The 15,810-nt window shown below is 42.4% G+C and carries 14 protein-coding genes and 1 pseudogene; 7 read left to right on the top strand and 8 right to left on the bottom strand.

From position 1 onward, the window contains the following. Positions 1-12: 12 nt before the first annotated feature. The 3 genes from G7092_RS29980 to msrA all read right to left on the bottom strand — a co-directional run bounded on the left by G7092_RS29980 (position 13) and on the right by msrA (position 1,750). Entirely contained in the window at positions 13-228 is a 216-nt protein-coding gene (locus G7092_RS29980) for a hypothetical protein (protein ID WP_166096020.1), read from the bottom strand. Continuing rightward, positions 228-1,073, bottom strand: coding sequence for a 5'-nucleotidase, lipoprotein e(P4) family (locus G7092_RS29985; protein WP_166096022.1), 846 nt, complete (start codon positions 1,071-1,073; stop codon positions 228-230). Before G7092_RS29985 ends, G7092_RS29980 begins: the two co-directional genes overlap by 1 nt. A gap of 131 nt (positions 1,074-1,204) precedes the next feature. After that, positions 1,205-1,750: a peptide-methionine (S)-S-oxide reductase MsrA gene (gene msrA, locus G7092_RS29990; RefSeq protein WP_166096024.1), complete on the bottom strand. Its 546-nt coding sequence runs from the start codon at positions 1,748-1,750 to the stop codon at positions 1,205-1,207. Between the two features lie 112 nt (positions 1,751-1,862). On the opposite strand from msrA, the gene G7092_RS29995 reads away from it, so the two are divergent. Beyond that, the gene (locus tag G7092_RS29995; RefSeq protein ID WP_166096027.1) at positions 1,863-2,261 is read left to right on the top strand and encodes a DoxX family membrane protein; all 399 of its coding nucleotides are present in this window, start codon (positions 1,863-1,865) and stop codon (positions 2,259-2,261) included. Positions 2,262-2,311: 50 nt separating this feature from the next. Here G7092_RS29995 and G7092_RS30000 read toward each other — a convergent pair whose 3' ends face one another. Together G7092_RS30000 and G7092_RS30005 are read right to left on the bottom strand one after the other, a co-directional pair. Further along, on the bottom strand, positions 2,312-4,648 hold the full coding sequence (locus G7092_RS30000) for a M1 family metallopeptidase (protein WP_166096029.1): 2,337 nt from the start codon (positions 4,646-4,648) through the stop codon (positions 2,312-2,314). Further along, a complete protein-coding gene (locus tag G7092_RS30005) occupies positions 4,645-5,235 on the bottom strand; it encodes a HupE/UreJ family protein (RefSeq protein WP_166096032.1) in 591 nt (196 codons plus the stop codon). The genes G7092_RS30000 and G7092_RS30005 overlap by 4 nt, the downstream gene beginning before the upstream one ends. 68 nt (positions 5,236-5,303) lie before the next feature. Here G7092_RS30005 and G7092_RS30010 point away from each other — a divergent pair, with 68 nt between their 5' ends. Continuing rightward, complete coding sequence (locus G7092_RS30010) at positions 5,304-5,780, top strand: DUF6702 family protein (protein ID WP_202985464.1); 477 nt, start codon at positions 5,304-5,306, stop codon at positions 5,778-5,780. Between the two features lie 174 nt (positions 5,781-5,954). On the opposite strand, the gene G7092_RS30015 is transcribed toward G7092_RS30010, so the two are convergent. After that, the gene (locus G7092_RS30015; protein WP_166096034.1) at positions 5,955-6,551 is read right to left on the bottom strand and encodes an HD domain-containing protein; all 597 of its coding nucleotides are present in this window, start codon (positions 6,549-6,551) and stop codon (positions 5,955-5,957) included. Between the two features lie 213 nt (positions 6,552-6,764). Between G7092_RS30015 and G7092_RS30020 the strand changes: the two genes are divergently transcribed. After that, positions 6,765-7,631: an aldose 1-epimerase family protein gene (locus G7092_RS30020; RefSeq protein ID WP_166096036.1), complete on the top strand. Its 867-nt coding sequence runs from the start codon at positions 6,765-6,767 to the stop codon at positions 7,629-7,631. Positions 7,632-7,732: 101 nt separating this feature from the next. Next, the gene (locus G7092_RS30025; RefSeq protein WP_166096039.1) at positions 7,733-8,077 is read left to right on the top strand and encodes a hypothetical protein; all 345 of its coding nucleotides are present in this window, start codon (positions 7,733-7,735) and stop codon (positions 8,075-8,077) included. 55 nt (positions 8,078-8,132) lie between these two features. Here the strand turns inward: G7092_RS30025 and G7092_RS30030 are convergent, their stop codons facing one another. Both G7092_RS30030 and G7092_RS30035 read right to left on the bottom strand, forming a co-directional pair. Next, a complete protein-coding gene (locus tag G7092_RS30030) occupies positions 8,133-10,946 on the bottom strand; it encodes a DNA gyrase/topoisomerase IV subunit A (protein ID WP_166096041.1) in 2,814 nt (937 codons plus the stop codon). A gap of 336 nt (positions 10,947-11,282) precedes the next feature. After that, complete coding sequence (locus G7092_RS30035; RefSeq protein WP_166096044.1) at positions 11,283-12,482, bottom strand: hypothetical protein; 1,200 nt, start codon at positions 12,480-12,482, stop codon at positions 11,283-11,285. Between the two features lie 273 nt (positions 12,483-12,755). Here G7092_RS30035 and G7092_RS30040 point away from each other — a divergent pair, with 273 nt between their 5' ends. The 3 genes and pseudogenes from G7092_RS30040 to G7092_RS30050 form a co-directional block, all read left to right on the top strand. Beyond that, the gene (locus G7092_RS30040) at positions 12,756-13,535 is read left to right on the top strand and encodes an SDR family NAD(P)-dependent oxidoreductase (RefSeq protein ID WP_166096046.1); all 780 of its coding nucleotides are present in this window, start codon (positions 12,756-12,758) and stop codon (positions 13,533-13,535) included. 583 nt (positions 13,536-14,118) lie between these two features. Next, entirely contained in the window at positions 14,119-14,925 is an 807-nt protein-coding gene (locus tag G7092_RS30045; protein WP_166096050.1) for a phytanoyl-CoA dioxygenase family protein, read from the top strand. Between the two features lie 648 nt (positions 14,926-15,573). Continuing rightward, a pseudogene (locus tag G7092_RS30050) lies at positions 15,574-15,810 on the top strand (glucosamine-6-phosphate deaminase); the annotation flags it as partial.

Here is a 15,810-nt window from a genome sequence, read left to right on the forward strand (position 1 = left end):
TTAATCAGTTACTTAATGAATTACACCACTTACGGCCAATATCTTTAATATCACAATAATAAAAAAGAGAGCTTCAAGAACATAAGCCCATTTATTAGCGAAATTTAATGTGTAACGATTATTAGGACTTAATACAATTAAACGCTTGTTGCTTTTTTCGTAATAAAATAAGCCAAACTTGTAATAGCCTTGAGGCCCATCATTTGGGCCTTCTTCTGTATCTAACATTACCTATCCGCCTTTACTTTAGCGCGTATAATGGAATCTTTTTGCGCAGGACTCAGTTTATAATTATACTGGAACAGCGCACCTTCAAAATCGCCGTATGACGGGTTAGGGATTACGATGTAGCGGCTGCCAAATTCTTTTTGCAGTTTTTGGGTTATCGCCGTGCGGTTTTCTTCGGTAGGATGATTATCATACAGCATATTAAAATCGGGCAGGTTATCGCCGCAAAGCAGTAAGATCTCATGCGTTTTTAATACTTCCTGGCGGCGATCTTCTTTACTGGAGTTGCCGTTTTTTAAAAACAAATGCTCATCGTTGGCATTGGGCATGGCGTATTTCTGCAGATTGTACAGTGTGGCGCCACGCTCGTTCTCGTTACGGTTGGTGATATAGTAAATGGTGATACCTTTTGAGGCCGCATATTTAAAAAAGGCTGGTGCACCGGGCACGGTATCGGCCTGGGCCTTATCTGTCCACTGTTTCCAGGTTTTATCGCTGTAATCTGCATTTTTCAGACCTTGTGCAGCATCGTAAGGACTATTATCCAACAAAGTTTCGTCAATATCGGTCACAATGGCCAGCGGCTTGGTACTTACCTTTTTTACGCCTTCGTCTACACGCTGTTTGGCAATGTTATACGCCTGAAAACATAATGCCCTATATTCGGCCGCCCTTTGCTGCCATAAAGACGCCCATATTTTACCATCGTTGGTAATGGATGTATTGCCATTAACAGCTGATGCTGCATTGGCTGTAGAAGGGGCAGTTGTAGTGGTTACTTTTTTTGATGCGCAAGCGCCGAGCACTAAAAGGGCTGGTATTAAATAGCAATAGCTTTTTTTCATTTTTTGAGCATAAACCAATAGAATGTCATGCTGAACTTGTTTCAGCACCTCACATACAAGGCTTACCGTATGCTGGCTACCTGTGCTGTGAGATCCCGAAATAAATTCGGGATGACCAATATATTAGACTTTTATAAAAGTTCGGGCTTAATTTTATCCTTGAACTCCTTGGCAAATTTATTCAGTTTTGGCTGGATCACAAATGCACAGTACGATTTATTAGGATTATCGTTAAAATAGTTCTGATGATAATCTTCCGCCGAATAAAACTCACTGGCCGGGGTAATTTCTGTAACTATCGGATCATCAAAAACATGTTCATTGGTCAATGTTTTGATCATAGCTTCCGATGCCTGTTTCTGCTCATGGGTATAGTAAAATATAGCCGAGCGGTATTGTGTGCCCACATCATTACCCTGACGGTTTAACGTAGTAGGATTGTGCGTTTTGAAAAACACCAATAGTAATTCATCAAATGAAATTACGTCGGCATCATACTCCAGGTGTATCACCTCAGCATGGCCGGTGGCGCCGGTACAAACCTGCTCATAAGTAGGGTTTAAAACCTTACCACCCATATAGCCGGATGTTACTGAGATTACACCTTTAAGTGATTGAAATACAGCTTCGGTGCACCAAAAGCAACCGTTGCCAAATGTTATTTTTTGTATGTTCATGCTATTTATAAACGAAGTTAATACTTGTTTGGTTTATGCAGATAATGGCCTCTTTGAAAATGTCATTCAAATTACTAAATTAGTAATTACACATTCACTAAACCCTAAATTCATGAAAATTGCAGTATTAATTGCCCGCATTTTGCTGGGCCTCATCTTTGTGGTATTTGGTCTTCATTTCTTTTTCCATTTTTCCTTTATGCCGGCCCCAACGCCCATGCCCGAAAAAGCACAAGCCTTTACCGGCGGCCTTTATGGTTCCGGTTATTTTTTACAGTACATGAAAGTGATTGAAATTACAAGCGGCCTGGCTATACTGGTTAACCGCTTTACCGCTTTCTTTTTGCTCATCCTGTTTCCGATAACGTTAAACATATTCCTGTTTCATGCTATTTTAGTACCATCGGGCATACCCGTTGCAGCTGTTATTATTATACTGCACTTATTTTTGGCTTTTGCCTACCGTAAATATTACGCCAGCCTATTTACGGCTGTGCCAACCATATCATAAACCATATACAAACAAAAAAGCCGCCCGATATATGTCGGGAGGCTTTTTGTTTATTGACTCTTTTGCGCTTGTTGCATGGGGTTTGGCCCGGCAGTAACGCCTCTTGGCAAACTTTGCTGCTTAAATAGCTCAAACCTTGATGGCTGGTATTCGCGTGGCCAGCTATTATTGCTTTCGTCAATATCGGCGGTTTCGCGGTATGGGTCGAGTTTAATGCCTTTTACCTCTTTAGTTTTGGCAAAAACCTTGGTGATCTTATTTTCATTTTTACGCCAGATGTAGGCTGATATTTTTTCAACCTCCTTGGTGCCATCGGCATAGGTCCACTCAATAATTAAAGGGGTAACCAGGCCGCCTTTGTTACTGAAGCTAACCTCGTAAAAGTAGTTCTTGCTATCGTACAGTTTCTTTTCGGCTGGGGTAGCAGCATTGTACATGGCCTGGTAACTTTGTGTAGTGGCTGGCGTTGCTGCGAAACGATCCCACTTACTGTAAAAATCCTGCAGGGAAGTATCAGCCTCTACCGCGAACCGGGTACCCGCTTCTTTATTACGGGTGGTGCTGATGTTTTCGAGGTTACGATCATATTGTGCCCGATCGGCAGTAGCTTCCACAGCCGGATTTTTGGTATTGAGGCGATAATATTTTACACTGTCGATAGATACGTCGACAGGATCAGTTCCGTAGAACCATCCGCGCCAGAACCAATCCAGGTCAACTGCCGAGGCATCTTCCATCGTACGGAAAAAGTCGGCTGGTGTTGGATGTTTAAAGGCCCAGCGATGCGCGTAGGTTTTAAAGGCATAGTCAAACAGTTCGCGGCCCATCACGGTTTCGCGCAGGATATTTAAAGCGGTTGCCGGTTTTGAGTAAGCGTTGGGGCCAAACATCACAATATTCTCGGAGTTGGTCATGATAGGCTCTAACTGATCTTTCGGCATCTTCATGTAATCAACAATCTTATAAGCCGGACCGCGTTGTGACGGGTAGCGGCTATCCCACTCCTGCTCGGCCATATACTGGCAAAAGGTATTCAGCCCCTCGTCCATCCAGGTCCACTGGCGCTCGTCGGAGTTTACAATCATCGGGAAAAAGTTATGCCCAACTTCATGGATAATTACACCGATCATACCGTTTTTGGTGGCCTCGCTGTATGTACCATCCTTTTCGGCGCGACCATAATTAAAGCAGATCATCGGGTATTCCATACCGTTGGAGGCTTCTACAGAAATAGCTACCGGGTAAGGATATGGGAAGGTATGCTTGGAATAAGTTTTCAAAGTGTGCGCTACCACCTTGGTGGAATATTTGCGATAAAGCGGATATGCCTCGGGGCCATAGTACGACATGGCCATCACTTTTTTGCCACCATCAATCTGGGTACTCATAGCATCCCAAACTATCCGGCGTGAGGATACCCAGGCAAAATCGCGTACGTTTTCGGCGTGGAAGGTCCAGGTTTTGCGTGCCGATGCATGATTTTTCATGGCCTGTTTTACCTCATCCAGCGTAACTATCTCTTGCGGTGTAGTTGCAGACTGTGCGGCGTTCCAGCGTTTCAACTGCGCTGCGGTAAGGGTTTGTGCATAGTTAGAGCATTGACCGGTACCACCTACAATATGATCAGCAGGTACATTCATGCTCACTTTAAAATCACCAAAGGTTAAAGCAAACTCACCACGACCGGTGAACTGTTTGTTTTGCCAGCCCTGAAAATCGCTATAAACAGCCATACGCGGATACCATTGTGTCATGGTATACAGATAGTTACCATCCTCCGGAAAATATTCGTAACCGCCACGGCCACCAATAGTTAAGCGATCTGATATATTATACCACCAGTTAATTTTAAAGCGAAATTTTTGTCCCGGCTGCAAAGTAACCGGAAGCTCAACACGCATCATAGTTTGGTTAATGGTATAGTTGAGCGCGGTGCCATTGGCATCTTTAACGCTCACAATGTGGTTACCCAGATCAAGATCATGCCCCATAATGCCCTGCAACTGACGGATGGTCATTTTGCTTTGCATTTTGCTTTCATCAAACTTGGCGCTTTCTGCATCCTTTTTATGCTCGTTCTCATCCAGCTGCAGCCACAGATAGGTAAGCGGATCGGGCGAATTGTTGGTATAGGTGATGGTTTCGTTACCATCTAAACGCTGCTTATCATCGTTAAGCGTGGCACTGATTTCGTAATCGGCCTTTTGCTGCCAGTATTTTGGACCGGGAGCGCCCGAAGCCGAGCGGTACTCGTTTGGCGTAGAGATCATGGTACCCAGTTGCTCAAAACGGTTACCGTGATTAGAGCCAGGGTTATTATCATACTGCGCCCAGGCGGCAGATGTTAATAGCGTACAGGAAAATAATGCGAAGTAAAATTTATTCATCTGAATTTTATGAGTAAAAAGCGTTCAATGCACATGATAAAAGCAATTCCAAATATAGCCGACGAAAGGAACATTGTCCACTCACGCTGTGGTGTTTTGGCAAATTTGATTAATAAATAAGAGATAAGTAACGCAGATATTACAATTAGCACCTGCCCAAACTCCAGCCCCAGGTTAAAAGCAAACAGCTGCGCGGTAATATTACTGCTGCTCCCCAGCAAACTTTTGAGGTAATTAGAGAAACCCATACCATGTATCAGTCCGAAAAAAAGCGCCAGCGTATAGTTAAGGCGCATGGTGGTTACCGTGCGTTTTTTATTGAATACATTTACCAAACTGGTAAAAACAATGGTTACGGGTATCAGGAATTCAATAAGAGAGGTGTTGATATGGATGATATTTAAAACACTTAATGCCAGCGTGATAGAATGACCAATAGTAAAGGCTGTAACCAGCACAAGTACCTTGCGCCAGTCGGCCAGCAGATAAGTTCCGCACAGTACGGTTACAAACAAAATATGGTCGTATCCTTCCCAGTTGCAGATGTGCTGCCACCCCAGTTCAAAGTATAAAGAAAAATCAGTCATGTAGTCAAATTCGCAATTGCGAATAAAATTAACGTTTTTTGCGTAAAGCAAAACTATTTAACGCAATTATGTTGCAATTAATAATTATCAGCTGGCTCAGCTTCTTCCATCCCTTTTATGTGAGCGTTACTGAAATTAACCATAATGCCCATACGCAGGCGGTTGAGGTAAGCTGCCGCATATTTTATGATGATTTAGAACGTACGCTGGAGAAACAATACCACACCCATGTAGATATTGTAAAGCCTGCCGATAAAAACAAAATGAACCAGCTGCTAAGTGATTATATTAAAAAGCACCTCATCATTAAAGCCGATGGCAAACCACTCGCGTTAAGCTACGTGGGCTACGAAATTCAGGAAGATGCCGCATGGGCTTATTTTGAAATTAAAGGCATTAACAAGGTTAAAAAGTTTGAGGTACATGACGATCTGCTGTTTACCGAACACCCGGAACAGATCAATATGCTGCATGTAACCGTAGGCGGCCAACGCAAAAGCACCAAACTAAGCAACCCGGATAGCGACGCGGCATTTGAGTTTTAAAGAGGGATCAAAGAGCAAGAACAAAGGACTATCAGACTAAAGAATTGTCATGCTGAACGTAGCGAAGCATCTATTGTTCGCCATGCATGTTTAAGAGCAGATCCTTCGCTTCGCTCAGGATGACAGAAAGTTTTTTTATCCTTTATCTTTTTATCCTTGCTCTTTGATCCTTTTTCACTCTTCCTTCTTCAAAATCCCTTTTGCTACACTTTCATCAATCAGCGTTTTGGCAAAATCCCAAAGGGTTTCTGAGCCTTGCTGTATGATGCTTTTCTTTTGCACTACTTTATCATAACTAACGTTATGCTCTTTCCAGGTTCCTCCATTGTTGGATATGTTTTGAAGCAATGGCTCCAAGCGATCCATTGCGCGGGCAAATTTGGCTTCCGGGGTTTCACCAGCCTCAAATTCTTCCCATATGGCAGTAAATTCTTCGGCTTGTTCTGTTGGTAACAGACCGAAAATCCTTTCAGCAGCTTTACGCTCAGCTTCGGTATTGGTGTGATTGAGTACCGTATCGTACAAAAAAACATCACCGGCATCAATCTCTACTACGTCATGTATCAGCAGCATTTTGATCACTTTAAGCGTGTTTACAGGTTCGTTGGAGTGTTCGGCCAGAACCATAGTCATCACTGCTAAGTGCCAGCTGTGCTCGGCGTCGTTCTCGTTCCTGTCGCTGTTAAAAAGGCGGGTTTTACGCTGGATGTATTTTACTTTGTCTATTTCGTGGATAAAAGCCACTTGTTGGATGAGATGCTCAAAATTCATATCTATTGTTTAAGCATTGCAAATATAACTCATATTTAAATTTATCCAGCTGTTATTAATGAAAAAGAAACAGGATACAATTTGATTTGTTAAACAGATTATAACCTAAAAATTAAGCATTTTTTGTACTATCTGGTACATCCTAATTCACAAAAATTGCTGTAACTTGCTTGCATATTAGTTAACTTTTCTAAAAATAATTGCCGTTGACGTATGACCGTATTAGAAAACGAGTTTCTTAAAGTAGCCATTGATTTGAAGGGCGCGCAGCTCAGTTCATTTTATAACAAGCAAACGGGTATTGAACACCTTTGGCAAGCCAACCCTGATATTTGGCCCTGGCATTCGCCCAATCTGTTCCCGGTTGTGGGCGGTTTGATCAACAACCAGTTATTGGTTGAGGGTCAGCCATACGAAATGGGAAGGCATGGCTTTGCACGGCAATCAGAATTTATTTTGCTGGAAGCCGATGAAGTATCAGCTAGTTTCTCGCTCCCTTACTGCGAAAAAACCTTGCAGGTATATCCGTACAAATTTGATTACCAGGTTTTATATATGCTCATCGATAACTCGTTGAGGGTTACGCATAAGGTGATCAACCTGGATAAAAAGACCATCTACTTTTCGGTTGGTGCCCATCCAGCCTTTAACATACCGTTTTTTAAGGATGAAAATTATGAGGATTATTACCTTGAATTTGAAACCGACGAGCACCTGGAAGCCAATATGCTATCGGCTGATGGCTTTTTTACCGGCGAAACCCATCCCGTGGCTACACCTGGCAATAAACTTCACTTAACCCGCCATTTATTTGATGCTGATGCCCTTGTTTTTAAACAGCTCAACTCACGCATGGTGAGTATCAAAAGTAAAAAGCATGATCAGTCTGTTTCGGTAGAATTTCCACACTATAATTACTTAGGTGTATGGGCTAAACCTGGTGCCGATTTTGTGTGTATTGAACCCTGGCTGGGTTGTGCCGATACGCAGGATCACCACGTAAACATCAACAAAAAAGAAGCTATACAAACCCTGCATGCGGGCCATGTTTTTGAGGCTCCTTATTTTATTAGTCTTTAGGCAGGATTTTTGCAGCAAAAAATAGAAAAAGCGGTAAAACATTTTTGCTGCTTTTTTATTTTACAATAATTAAACACAACACGCTATTAAAACTAATTAACATGAAAAAGAAAATTTATCTTATCGCCCTCACTATGCTGCTTTCAGTCGCGGCATTTAACAGCTACGCATCTACCGCTACAGACGGTGCTTTAACTATATTGAGTAAGGAACAAATAGCCAGTATGACTACTGAGCAAAAAGAAGCCCGTGTAGAAGAGATTAAAGCCAGGGTGAACGAAATTAAAGCTATGGATAAATCGGAGCTTACCAAGCAAGATCGCAAGGAGTTACGTACCGAACTTAAAGGCTTAAAACATGAAGCCAACGCATTGGGCGGCGGTGGCATTTATCTTTCTTTAGGTGCTATTATCATTATCATTTTAGTATTGATCCTGATACTGTAATCTTTTATATAAAACAAAAAAGCCTCTTGTTATAAACATGAGGCTTTTTTTGTGTCTAAAATAACCCTAACTGGCCTTTATCATCCAACTGGATGTCGTCTGGGTTAGTGATCTCAAAGTCTACTTTTTTATGAACTTCTTTGGGTTGATCATCCGATGGTTCCGCTTCTTTGTCCTCTGGTTCTTTCGGTTCCTGTTTTGGAGCTGCTGGCTGTACCGGGGATGCCTGCCATTTAGCTTTAGGCTGAACAATTTCCGGTTCGGATTCATCGCCCGATAGCTGATCAACAGGTTCCTCTGCACCTGCTTCTTCATCTAATTCGGTTTCCGGTTCTTCTGTATCAACGGGCTCATCCACGCCTTCGCTATCGGCTATCAGTTCCACTGATTTTACCGGGAATTGCGACAGCCGGTTACCCATAGCCTTCATCCCTTTTACATCAATCAGTTCGGCCAGATTTACTTCAATCGTTTCAGGGGTCTGATCTTTACCTTTCAGTTGAACCACACTCACCAGAGGTGATTCTTTAGCCATCAATATCAGTTTTGATCCGGCTTCTTCACTGATGATACTTACCTGTTTGCCTAAAGCTATAAGTTCAAACGAGAAACGCTTTACCATATAGTTTTTTGATTTGCCATCCAGGTGGATAACCGAGTAAACTTTCTTGGGGTTGTACTTTTCAATCAGGATCATCTTATCATCAAAGTGATTATTCAGATCAAAACTGGTCAATTCATATACACCGTTACTCAGCACATTCAATATCCGGTCATCACCATCAAATTCGCCCAGGTATTTACCGCGGCTATCGGCATTCAGGCGTTTAAGGATATCGTCGTACCAGATCTTACGACCAGCCAGTGTTGATATACCTTTACTTTTCAGGATGATCTTTTTAACCGGGTATTTGGTAATAATGTTACCCATAGAACCACGGCCTTTGATAGCCAGGGTGGCAAAATCTTCATCAAACTGCAGTTTTTTGAGTTTGGAGTGCGGTTTTAGCTGCACGTTCACTACCTCGGCCTCGCCGTTAGGATTAGCGCTAAAATATAATACCTTGGTGCCTTTGGTTCCTTTAGTGAGGTCGTATTCCTTATCGCGGGTTACACCCACCACCGAGAAGCGTTTGATATAGCTGATACCGCTCGTGCCATCCTTATAGATCATGTTGTACACGGTGCGCTCGTCATTCTTTTTAAATACAGCCACGTGAATGATCTCTTTACCCACAAACACCTTGTCCTGCACTTTGGTGATGATACAGCGCCCGTCGGCACGGAAAACAATGATCTCGTCGATATCCGAGCAATCGCCCACCAGTTCATCCTTTTTAAGGCCCGAACCTATAAAGCCATCCTCGCGGTTAACATAAAGCTTTACGTTAGCCAATGCTACTTGGGCAGCTTCTACCTTATCAAAGGTGCGCAGCTCGGTTTTACGTTCCCGGTCTTTACCATATTTCTCTTTCAGCTTTTCAAACCAGGCAATGGTATAATCGGTGAGGTGTTTGAGATGGTGTTTCACCTGCTTGATCTCATTCTCCAATGTTTTCATCAGCTCATCCGCTTTTTTAACGTCAAAGCGGGTGATGCTGCTCATGGGTTTATCGATCAGCTTTTTATAATCCTCGGGTAATATCTCCCGGTAAAACTGCGGGAAGAAAGGCTCAAACAAACGGTTCAATACCTCCAACACAGCTTCAAAATTGCCTGAGTTTTCGTATTCGGGGTGTTTGTACATCCCCTCCTGTATAAATATTTTAAGTAATGAACTGAAGAAGATCCGTTCCATCAACTCCTTCAGCCTGATCTCCAGTTCCTGCTTCAGCAAATCTTTTGTAAAAAAAGTGCTTTCATTAAGCATATCATTTACACTCATGAACCGCGGCTTATCATCCTGGATAACGCAGGTATTTGGCGATATAGACACCTCGCAATCAGTAAAAGCATACAACGCGTCGATAGTTACATCGGGCGAAATACCGGGTGCCAGGTGAATAATTATCTCGACATTCTGCGCAGTATTATCTTCGATCTTTTTGATCTTGATCTTACCCTTATCATTGGCCGATATCACACTATCGATCAAACTGCCGGTAGTGGTCGAGAATGGGATCTCGGTAATAGCCAGCGTTTTTTTATCGCGCTCTACAATTTTGGCACGCACCCGGATCTTGCCACCGCGCTGCCCTTCATTATATAACGAAGCATCGGCCATACCACCTGTAGGAAAATCGGGCAGCAGGTTTGGTCGCTCGCCTTTCAATACGGCGATTGATGCATCCAACAGTTCAATAAAATTATGCGGTAATATTTTAGTAGCCAAACCTACCGCAATACCTTCGGCGCCCTGTGCCAGCAGCAAAGGGAATTTTACCGGCAGCGTAATAGGCTCCTTGTTACGCCCGTCATAGCTGGCCTGCCAAACGGTGGTATCAGCATTAAAAACAACGTCAAGCGCAAATTTCGACAGGCGCGCTTCAATATAACGTGGTGCCGCGGCCGAATCGCCGGTTACGGGATCGCCCCAGTTACCCTGGCAATCAATCAGCAGGTTCTTTTGCCCTATCTGTACCATGGCATCGCCAATAGAGGCATCACCATGCGGGTGATACTTCATGGTATTACCTATTACGTTGGCCGCTTTGTTAAAACGTCCGTCGTCCATTTCTTTCAGGGAGTGCAGTATCCGGCGCTGTACGGGTTTTAACCCATCATTAATATGCGGAACGGCACGGTCGAGAATTACGTAAGAAGCATAATCCAGGAACCAGTTTTCGTATAACCCGTCGAGTGAGGTAACATTATGTAATTTTTGTTCATTGCTGTCGGGGATATCGTTTTGATTCAGATCTTCACTCATTATATGCTAAAAAACTTTTGGATGGGTAAAGATAAAAAATTATGCGCGGATGTGCCGACGACGGATTTGCACATTTTGGATTTTGTTAACAATTGGGGATACTTACAAACAAGCGCAAGGCTACGAATTATTCTTAAACTAGCGTACTATTTTGTCAAAAAGTGGGTTTACATGGTTTACACTTTTTACGGTTTAAATTGATTTAATTATTTGACTATCAATGTTTTAATTAAAATTCACGTTGAAATGTGTAAGCCCAGTTTTTTATAAAATTTACTCACCTGCACTCGTTTGCCAGGTTTGTTCTTGACTCGTAATTCCTGATTCTTACCCCTCTTATTGCGCCAAATCATTACAGATAAACAAACTATGATGACTGTCCATATTCAACACCTTGCCTTCCAGCACACTTTGCCCTGCGCTGGCCGGGTTGTTGCCGCTGCCCAGCGGCCAGCTGCCTTTAGTATATAGGATACTGATACCCGCGGTACCAGCCAGGCTCAATCCAAAATCGGTACAGTTATTTTTGTTGAGGTTGTAGTTTTTTTGATCGTACTGCTTAATCACTTTGAGGATCCTTTTAAACCGTCGTTCAGATATGAATTTGCCCACGGTTTCATCCCAGCCGTGCTGCTCATCATTTTTAAAAACAGAGGCCGTAGTTGGGAAGAGTGGTGTGGCCGACAAAAAATGCTCTTTTTGGGGATAAAACCCAAACGATCTGGATACCGATGTTGAATCGGTATTATATTTAATAAGTGTTATAAAGGTATGCCCTACCTTACTCAATTTCACAAATATCTTGCGTTTGCCCGATACAGGTTGTGATATATGGATCAGCATCGCGTAAGCTGAAGCTTTTTTGCCATCATCAAAGGGGTCAACAATATTGGCCAATTTTATAGGTGGCGATTTTACTTCACGGTTGGTGGTGTAGATGTAGTTGTTTGAATCGGCCAGTATTTGCTCATCGATATGGTTAATAGTCAACAAACTGGTAACTGAAGTGTCCCGCTGTAAAGCTGCCAGGGTAGATACAGGTTTACGCTCCGTTATATAGGTACTGTCCAAAGCAGCGGAATCAATCAAATGCGTATTTGTATCCGGATCCCCTACCGGCAGTGTTTTAAAATAACATTTCATCGCCAGCGAATACATCCGCAGCCGGGCAAATATATTGGCCATATGATAATAGAACTTATGGCTGCGTTTTTTGTCGGCTGTAATGACTACTAACTGATTGGACTTTAAAAGATCAGCAACGGGACGGGCGTCATGCTTTTTGCCGTAAACATCCAGATCGGCTACCTTTTGCAGATAATTATCTTCGTCAAAGTCGGCAGCGTTAAGGGTATTATCCGGAGTAGCGTCGGGCTTTTTCAGATTATTAGCAGCAATTACCCGACTATGCACACCATCCGAGTCGACCCGTAATTGCGCATATCTCACTACCGGGGCATCCTGTGCATAAAGAGGTGTTTGCAGTGATAGTAATATAATGGCGCTATACCCTATCCATCGTAATAATACTTTCATTTCATTGCGGTTTGGTTGAACAAAACGGTTATTAAAAACAAAAGCCTTTCATAAAAACTGAAAGGCTCAACAACAAATATTGATCTGTATTTTATGCGCTGCCTTTACAATAACCGGGTGCTACAACACTTAACGTTGCATGCAGAGTTAATGATATGAGCAGCATTTGTAATCATATGGATACAAACATACAAATAGTCTATAAATTTAGTAGTTATTTTATAAAAAGAAATTTGTACTCTTGTTTAGCCATAGCATTTAAGGGCTTGTTATATGAATACTTACGCTTTAATTACCGGAGCCAGCAAAGGCATAGGCAGGGCATTGGCTCTACAGCTCGCAAAAAAAGGTTATCCGGTTTTACTGGTGGCCCGCTCCAGAGATGAACTGCAGGCACTGGCAACCGAAATAATAACCACCTACCAGATACAGGCGCGGTGGCTGGCTATTGATCTGTCTGATAGCGACGCCCCGGAAAAGGTTGTAAAATGGTGTACCGATAATGCCTACGCTGTATCTGTGCTGATCAATAACGCTGGCTATGGCGTTTGGGGCAGTTTTGAAAGCGTAGACATAGCTGGGCAGCTCAACGTGATCGATTTAAATATCAATGCGTTGGTAAAATTAACGCATGGGGCTATCCCTCTATTAAAACAACAAGCACAGGCTTATATATTAAATGTAGGCAGTACGGCCGCCTACCAGGCTGTGCCTACCTTGGGGGTTTATTCGGCCACAAAAGCTTTTGTGTTATCATTTACCCGGGCTTTAAGATATGAACTTAAAGGCACTACTATATCGGTAAGCTGCCTGAGCCCAGGTCCTACGGATACCGGTTTTGCCCATCGCGCAGGTTTGGATGCCTTTGCCGACCTGGCGGCTAAATTCAATATGCAACCAGAGGAAGTTGCTGCAATAGGATTAAAAGGAATGTTCAACAAAAAGGCCGAGATTGTACCCGGCCTGTTGAACAAGCTTTCGGTGATAGGCGCCCGGCACCTACCCAAAGCCCTTATTGAAAAAATAGGTGGGGATCTGTATAAGAGTAAGTAAACAATGAACAGCGCATCATCTTAATGCGCTGTTCGAAGTCTCTGACTTCGGACGACTATGTCTGTAGTTTTAAACTACAGACACCTGGTTTAATGTTTTCCTGTAGTCTGAAGACTACAAGCATATTGGTTCGAAGTCAGAGACTTCGAACAGCGCGGGAACTATCTTAAAGAGACGAAAGATTAAAAACAAGATAAAAGAACTCCACTTTTACCCTCTTTCCGCCACAGGCGAAGAGAGGGTCGCCCAACGAAGTGTAGGCGGGGTGAGTCGACACAGCGCGATACCTGAATTATATCCAATAGCCCCTATTTCTAAAATATATTTCCATAATTATTTGTTTTTCCCAAATCACTTATTACATTTGCATTGTCTATTAAATCTATAGACATTATATATCAAATAATTGACAACACAAAATTTACATATAACCAACGCATGTTACATGCGAATGCCTTTCCCCAAAAAGGTAATGGTTTGTTGTTGTTGATCTTTTTCTCCTCAATACATACTACAATACAATTACCTGCTATTGCATAGCTGGGGATTTCCGCACCATTTTTTTACTATTTACAATTTAAACATGAGTACCGTATATAAAAAATTCACTTTAGGCGATAAGCTTACCACCGAACAGCATCACTTTTTTAATGAGCATGGTTTTATTCATTTCAAAAAATTCATTAACCCCGAAACGGTACAGTCAATTACCAGGGCATCTGAGCAGGTACAGGAGCAGTGGATAAAAAATGAGGTGACCAAGGTTAACGGTGTGCCTATAAAATACGGCAAGGATCTGAACGGTGAACCCATTGTACAGCGCTTCGCTTTTATCAATCAGCATCACCCCGTGTTTTCAGAGTTTATACAGGATCCCCGCTTTAATACCTTACTTGATCTTATTGGCCCTGATGCCCGGTTTGGCACCGATGAAAAAGATGGAATGGTATTGAACCATTATGTAAACAGCGAACAAAGCAGTTTTACTAAGATGGGCTGGCATACGGATGGCTTGCGCGATATTTTCCATGGACAAAAATTAAACCCGATGCTTAATGTGGGCATTCACCTGAGTACGCTGAAACCCGAAAACGGTGGCTTACGCATATTGCCAGGCACGCATAAACAAGGACTTTACCAGATGCTCTTTAAAAAGAAATATTTCCTGGATCATGATGCCGATGAAAACGAGCTGGCTATTACACCAGAAGCCGGCGACCTCACCATTCACGACGGCCGGTTATGGCACCGGGTTGCCCAATCATCAGTTGTTGGCGAGGCCAGCCGCCGCAGGGTGATCTATGTACCTATTATTGCAGGCAAGTACGCTCCGAAAGACGCCAACAGCCCTACCGTGTTTTATCAAAAATTTGCGGGCTTAGTTAAATAACCAGATGCTTATAATTTTATTATTCGGTTATCTGGCACGCACTGGAAGGCTTGCCCCGGCACAAAACGCGTTATTGAAGTTAAAGTATTATTATAAAGGCAAACGAGTTGCTTTTGCACGAGTGTTCAATTAATCCGAAATATTATAAATGAAAAAATAATTACAATTTAATATACTATATACATAGATTTAATAGATTAAATATTATATTTGCAACAGAAAGTTTATAAATGGTGGTTCATTTAATATAAGCAAGCAGGTGCTGGTTCGGCAGCAAACGGATGGGTTCGACTCCCTCCCCTGCATCTCTCTTCTCTCATATTTATGTTTTATAATTGGTTAATTAGAGTTCCTGCCCATCAGGAGCTCTTTTTTATTTTAGCTCATGATGATTACTTAATAATTTGATAAAATGGATTTTACTTATTAAAAAAATTTAAAAAGTATTTGAGATTAAAAATTAGTTTTATTAAGTTTGTAACAATAATGTACAGCATGTTATTCAACGGAATTTACGTAAACCTCATGTCGGTGAGGTTTAAAAGGTTTTGTTAATTGGTTTGATAAAAATCCTCGTTTCGGCGGGGGTTTTTTGTATAGTGACTTTTTTATTCATCATATAACTAAAACAGAGGTTCTTAGAAAATTATGGCCCGATTAAATTTATTGGAAGAGACCCGGTACGAGAAGCTGCCGGTAAGCGTTTATGGTAACCAGCAGGAAGCCTCGGTAGCAGTGGCTGCTCGTATTGCTGCACTCATTCGCGACAAGCAATCACGTGCTGAAAAAACCGTGCTCGGTTTGGCTACCGGTGTTACCCCCATTGGGGTGTATAACGAACTCGTTCGCTTGCACCGCGAGGATGGTTTGTCTTTCCGTGACGTG

The organism is Mucilaginibacter inviolabilis (assembly GCF_011089895.1).
In the GTDB taxonomy this organism is placed as follows: Bacteria; Bacteroidota; Bacteroidia; order Sphingobacteriales; family Sphingobacteriaceae; genus Mucilaginibacter; species Mucilaginibacter inviolabilis.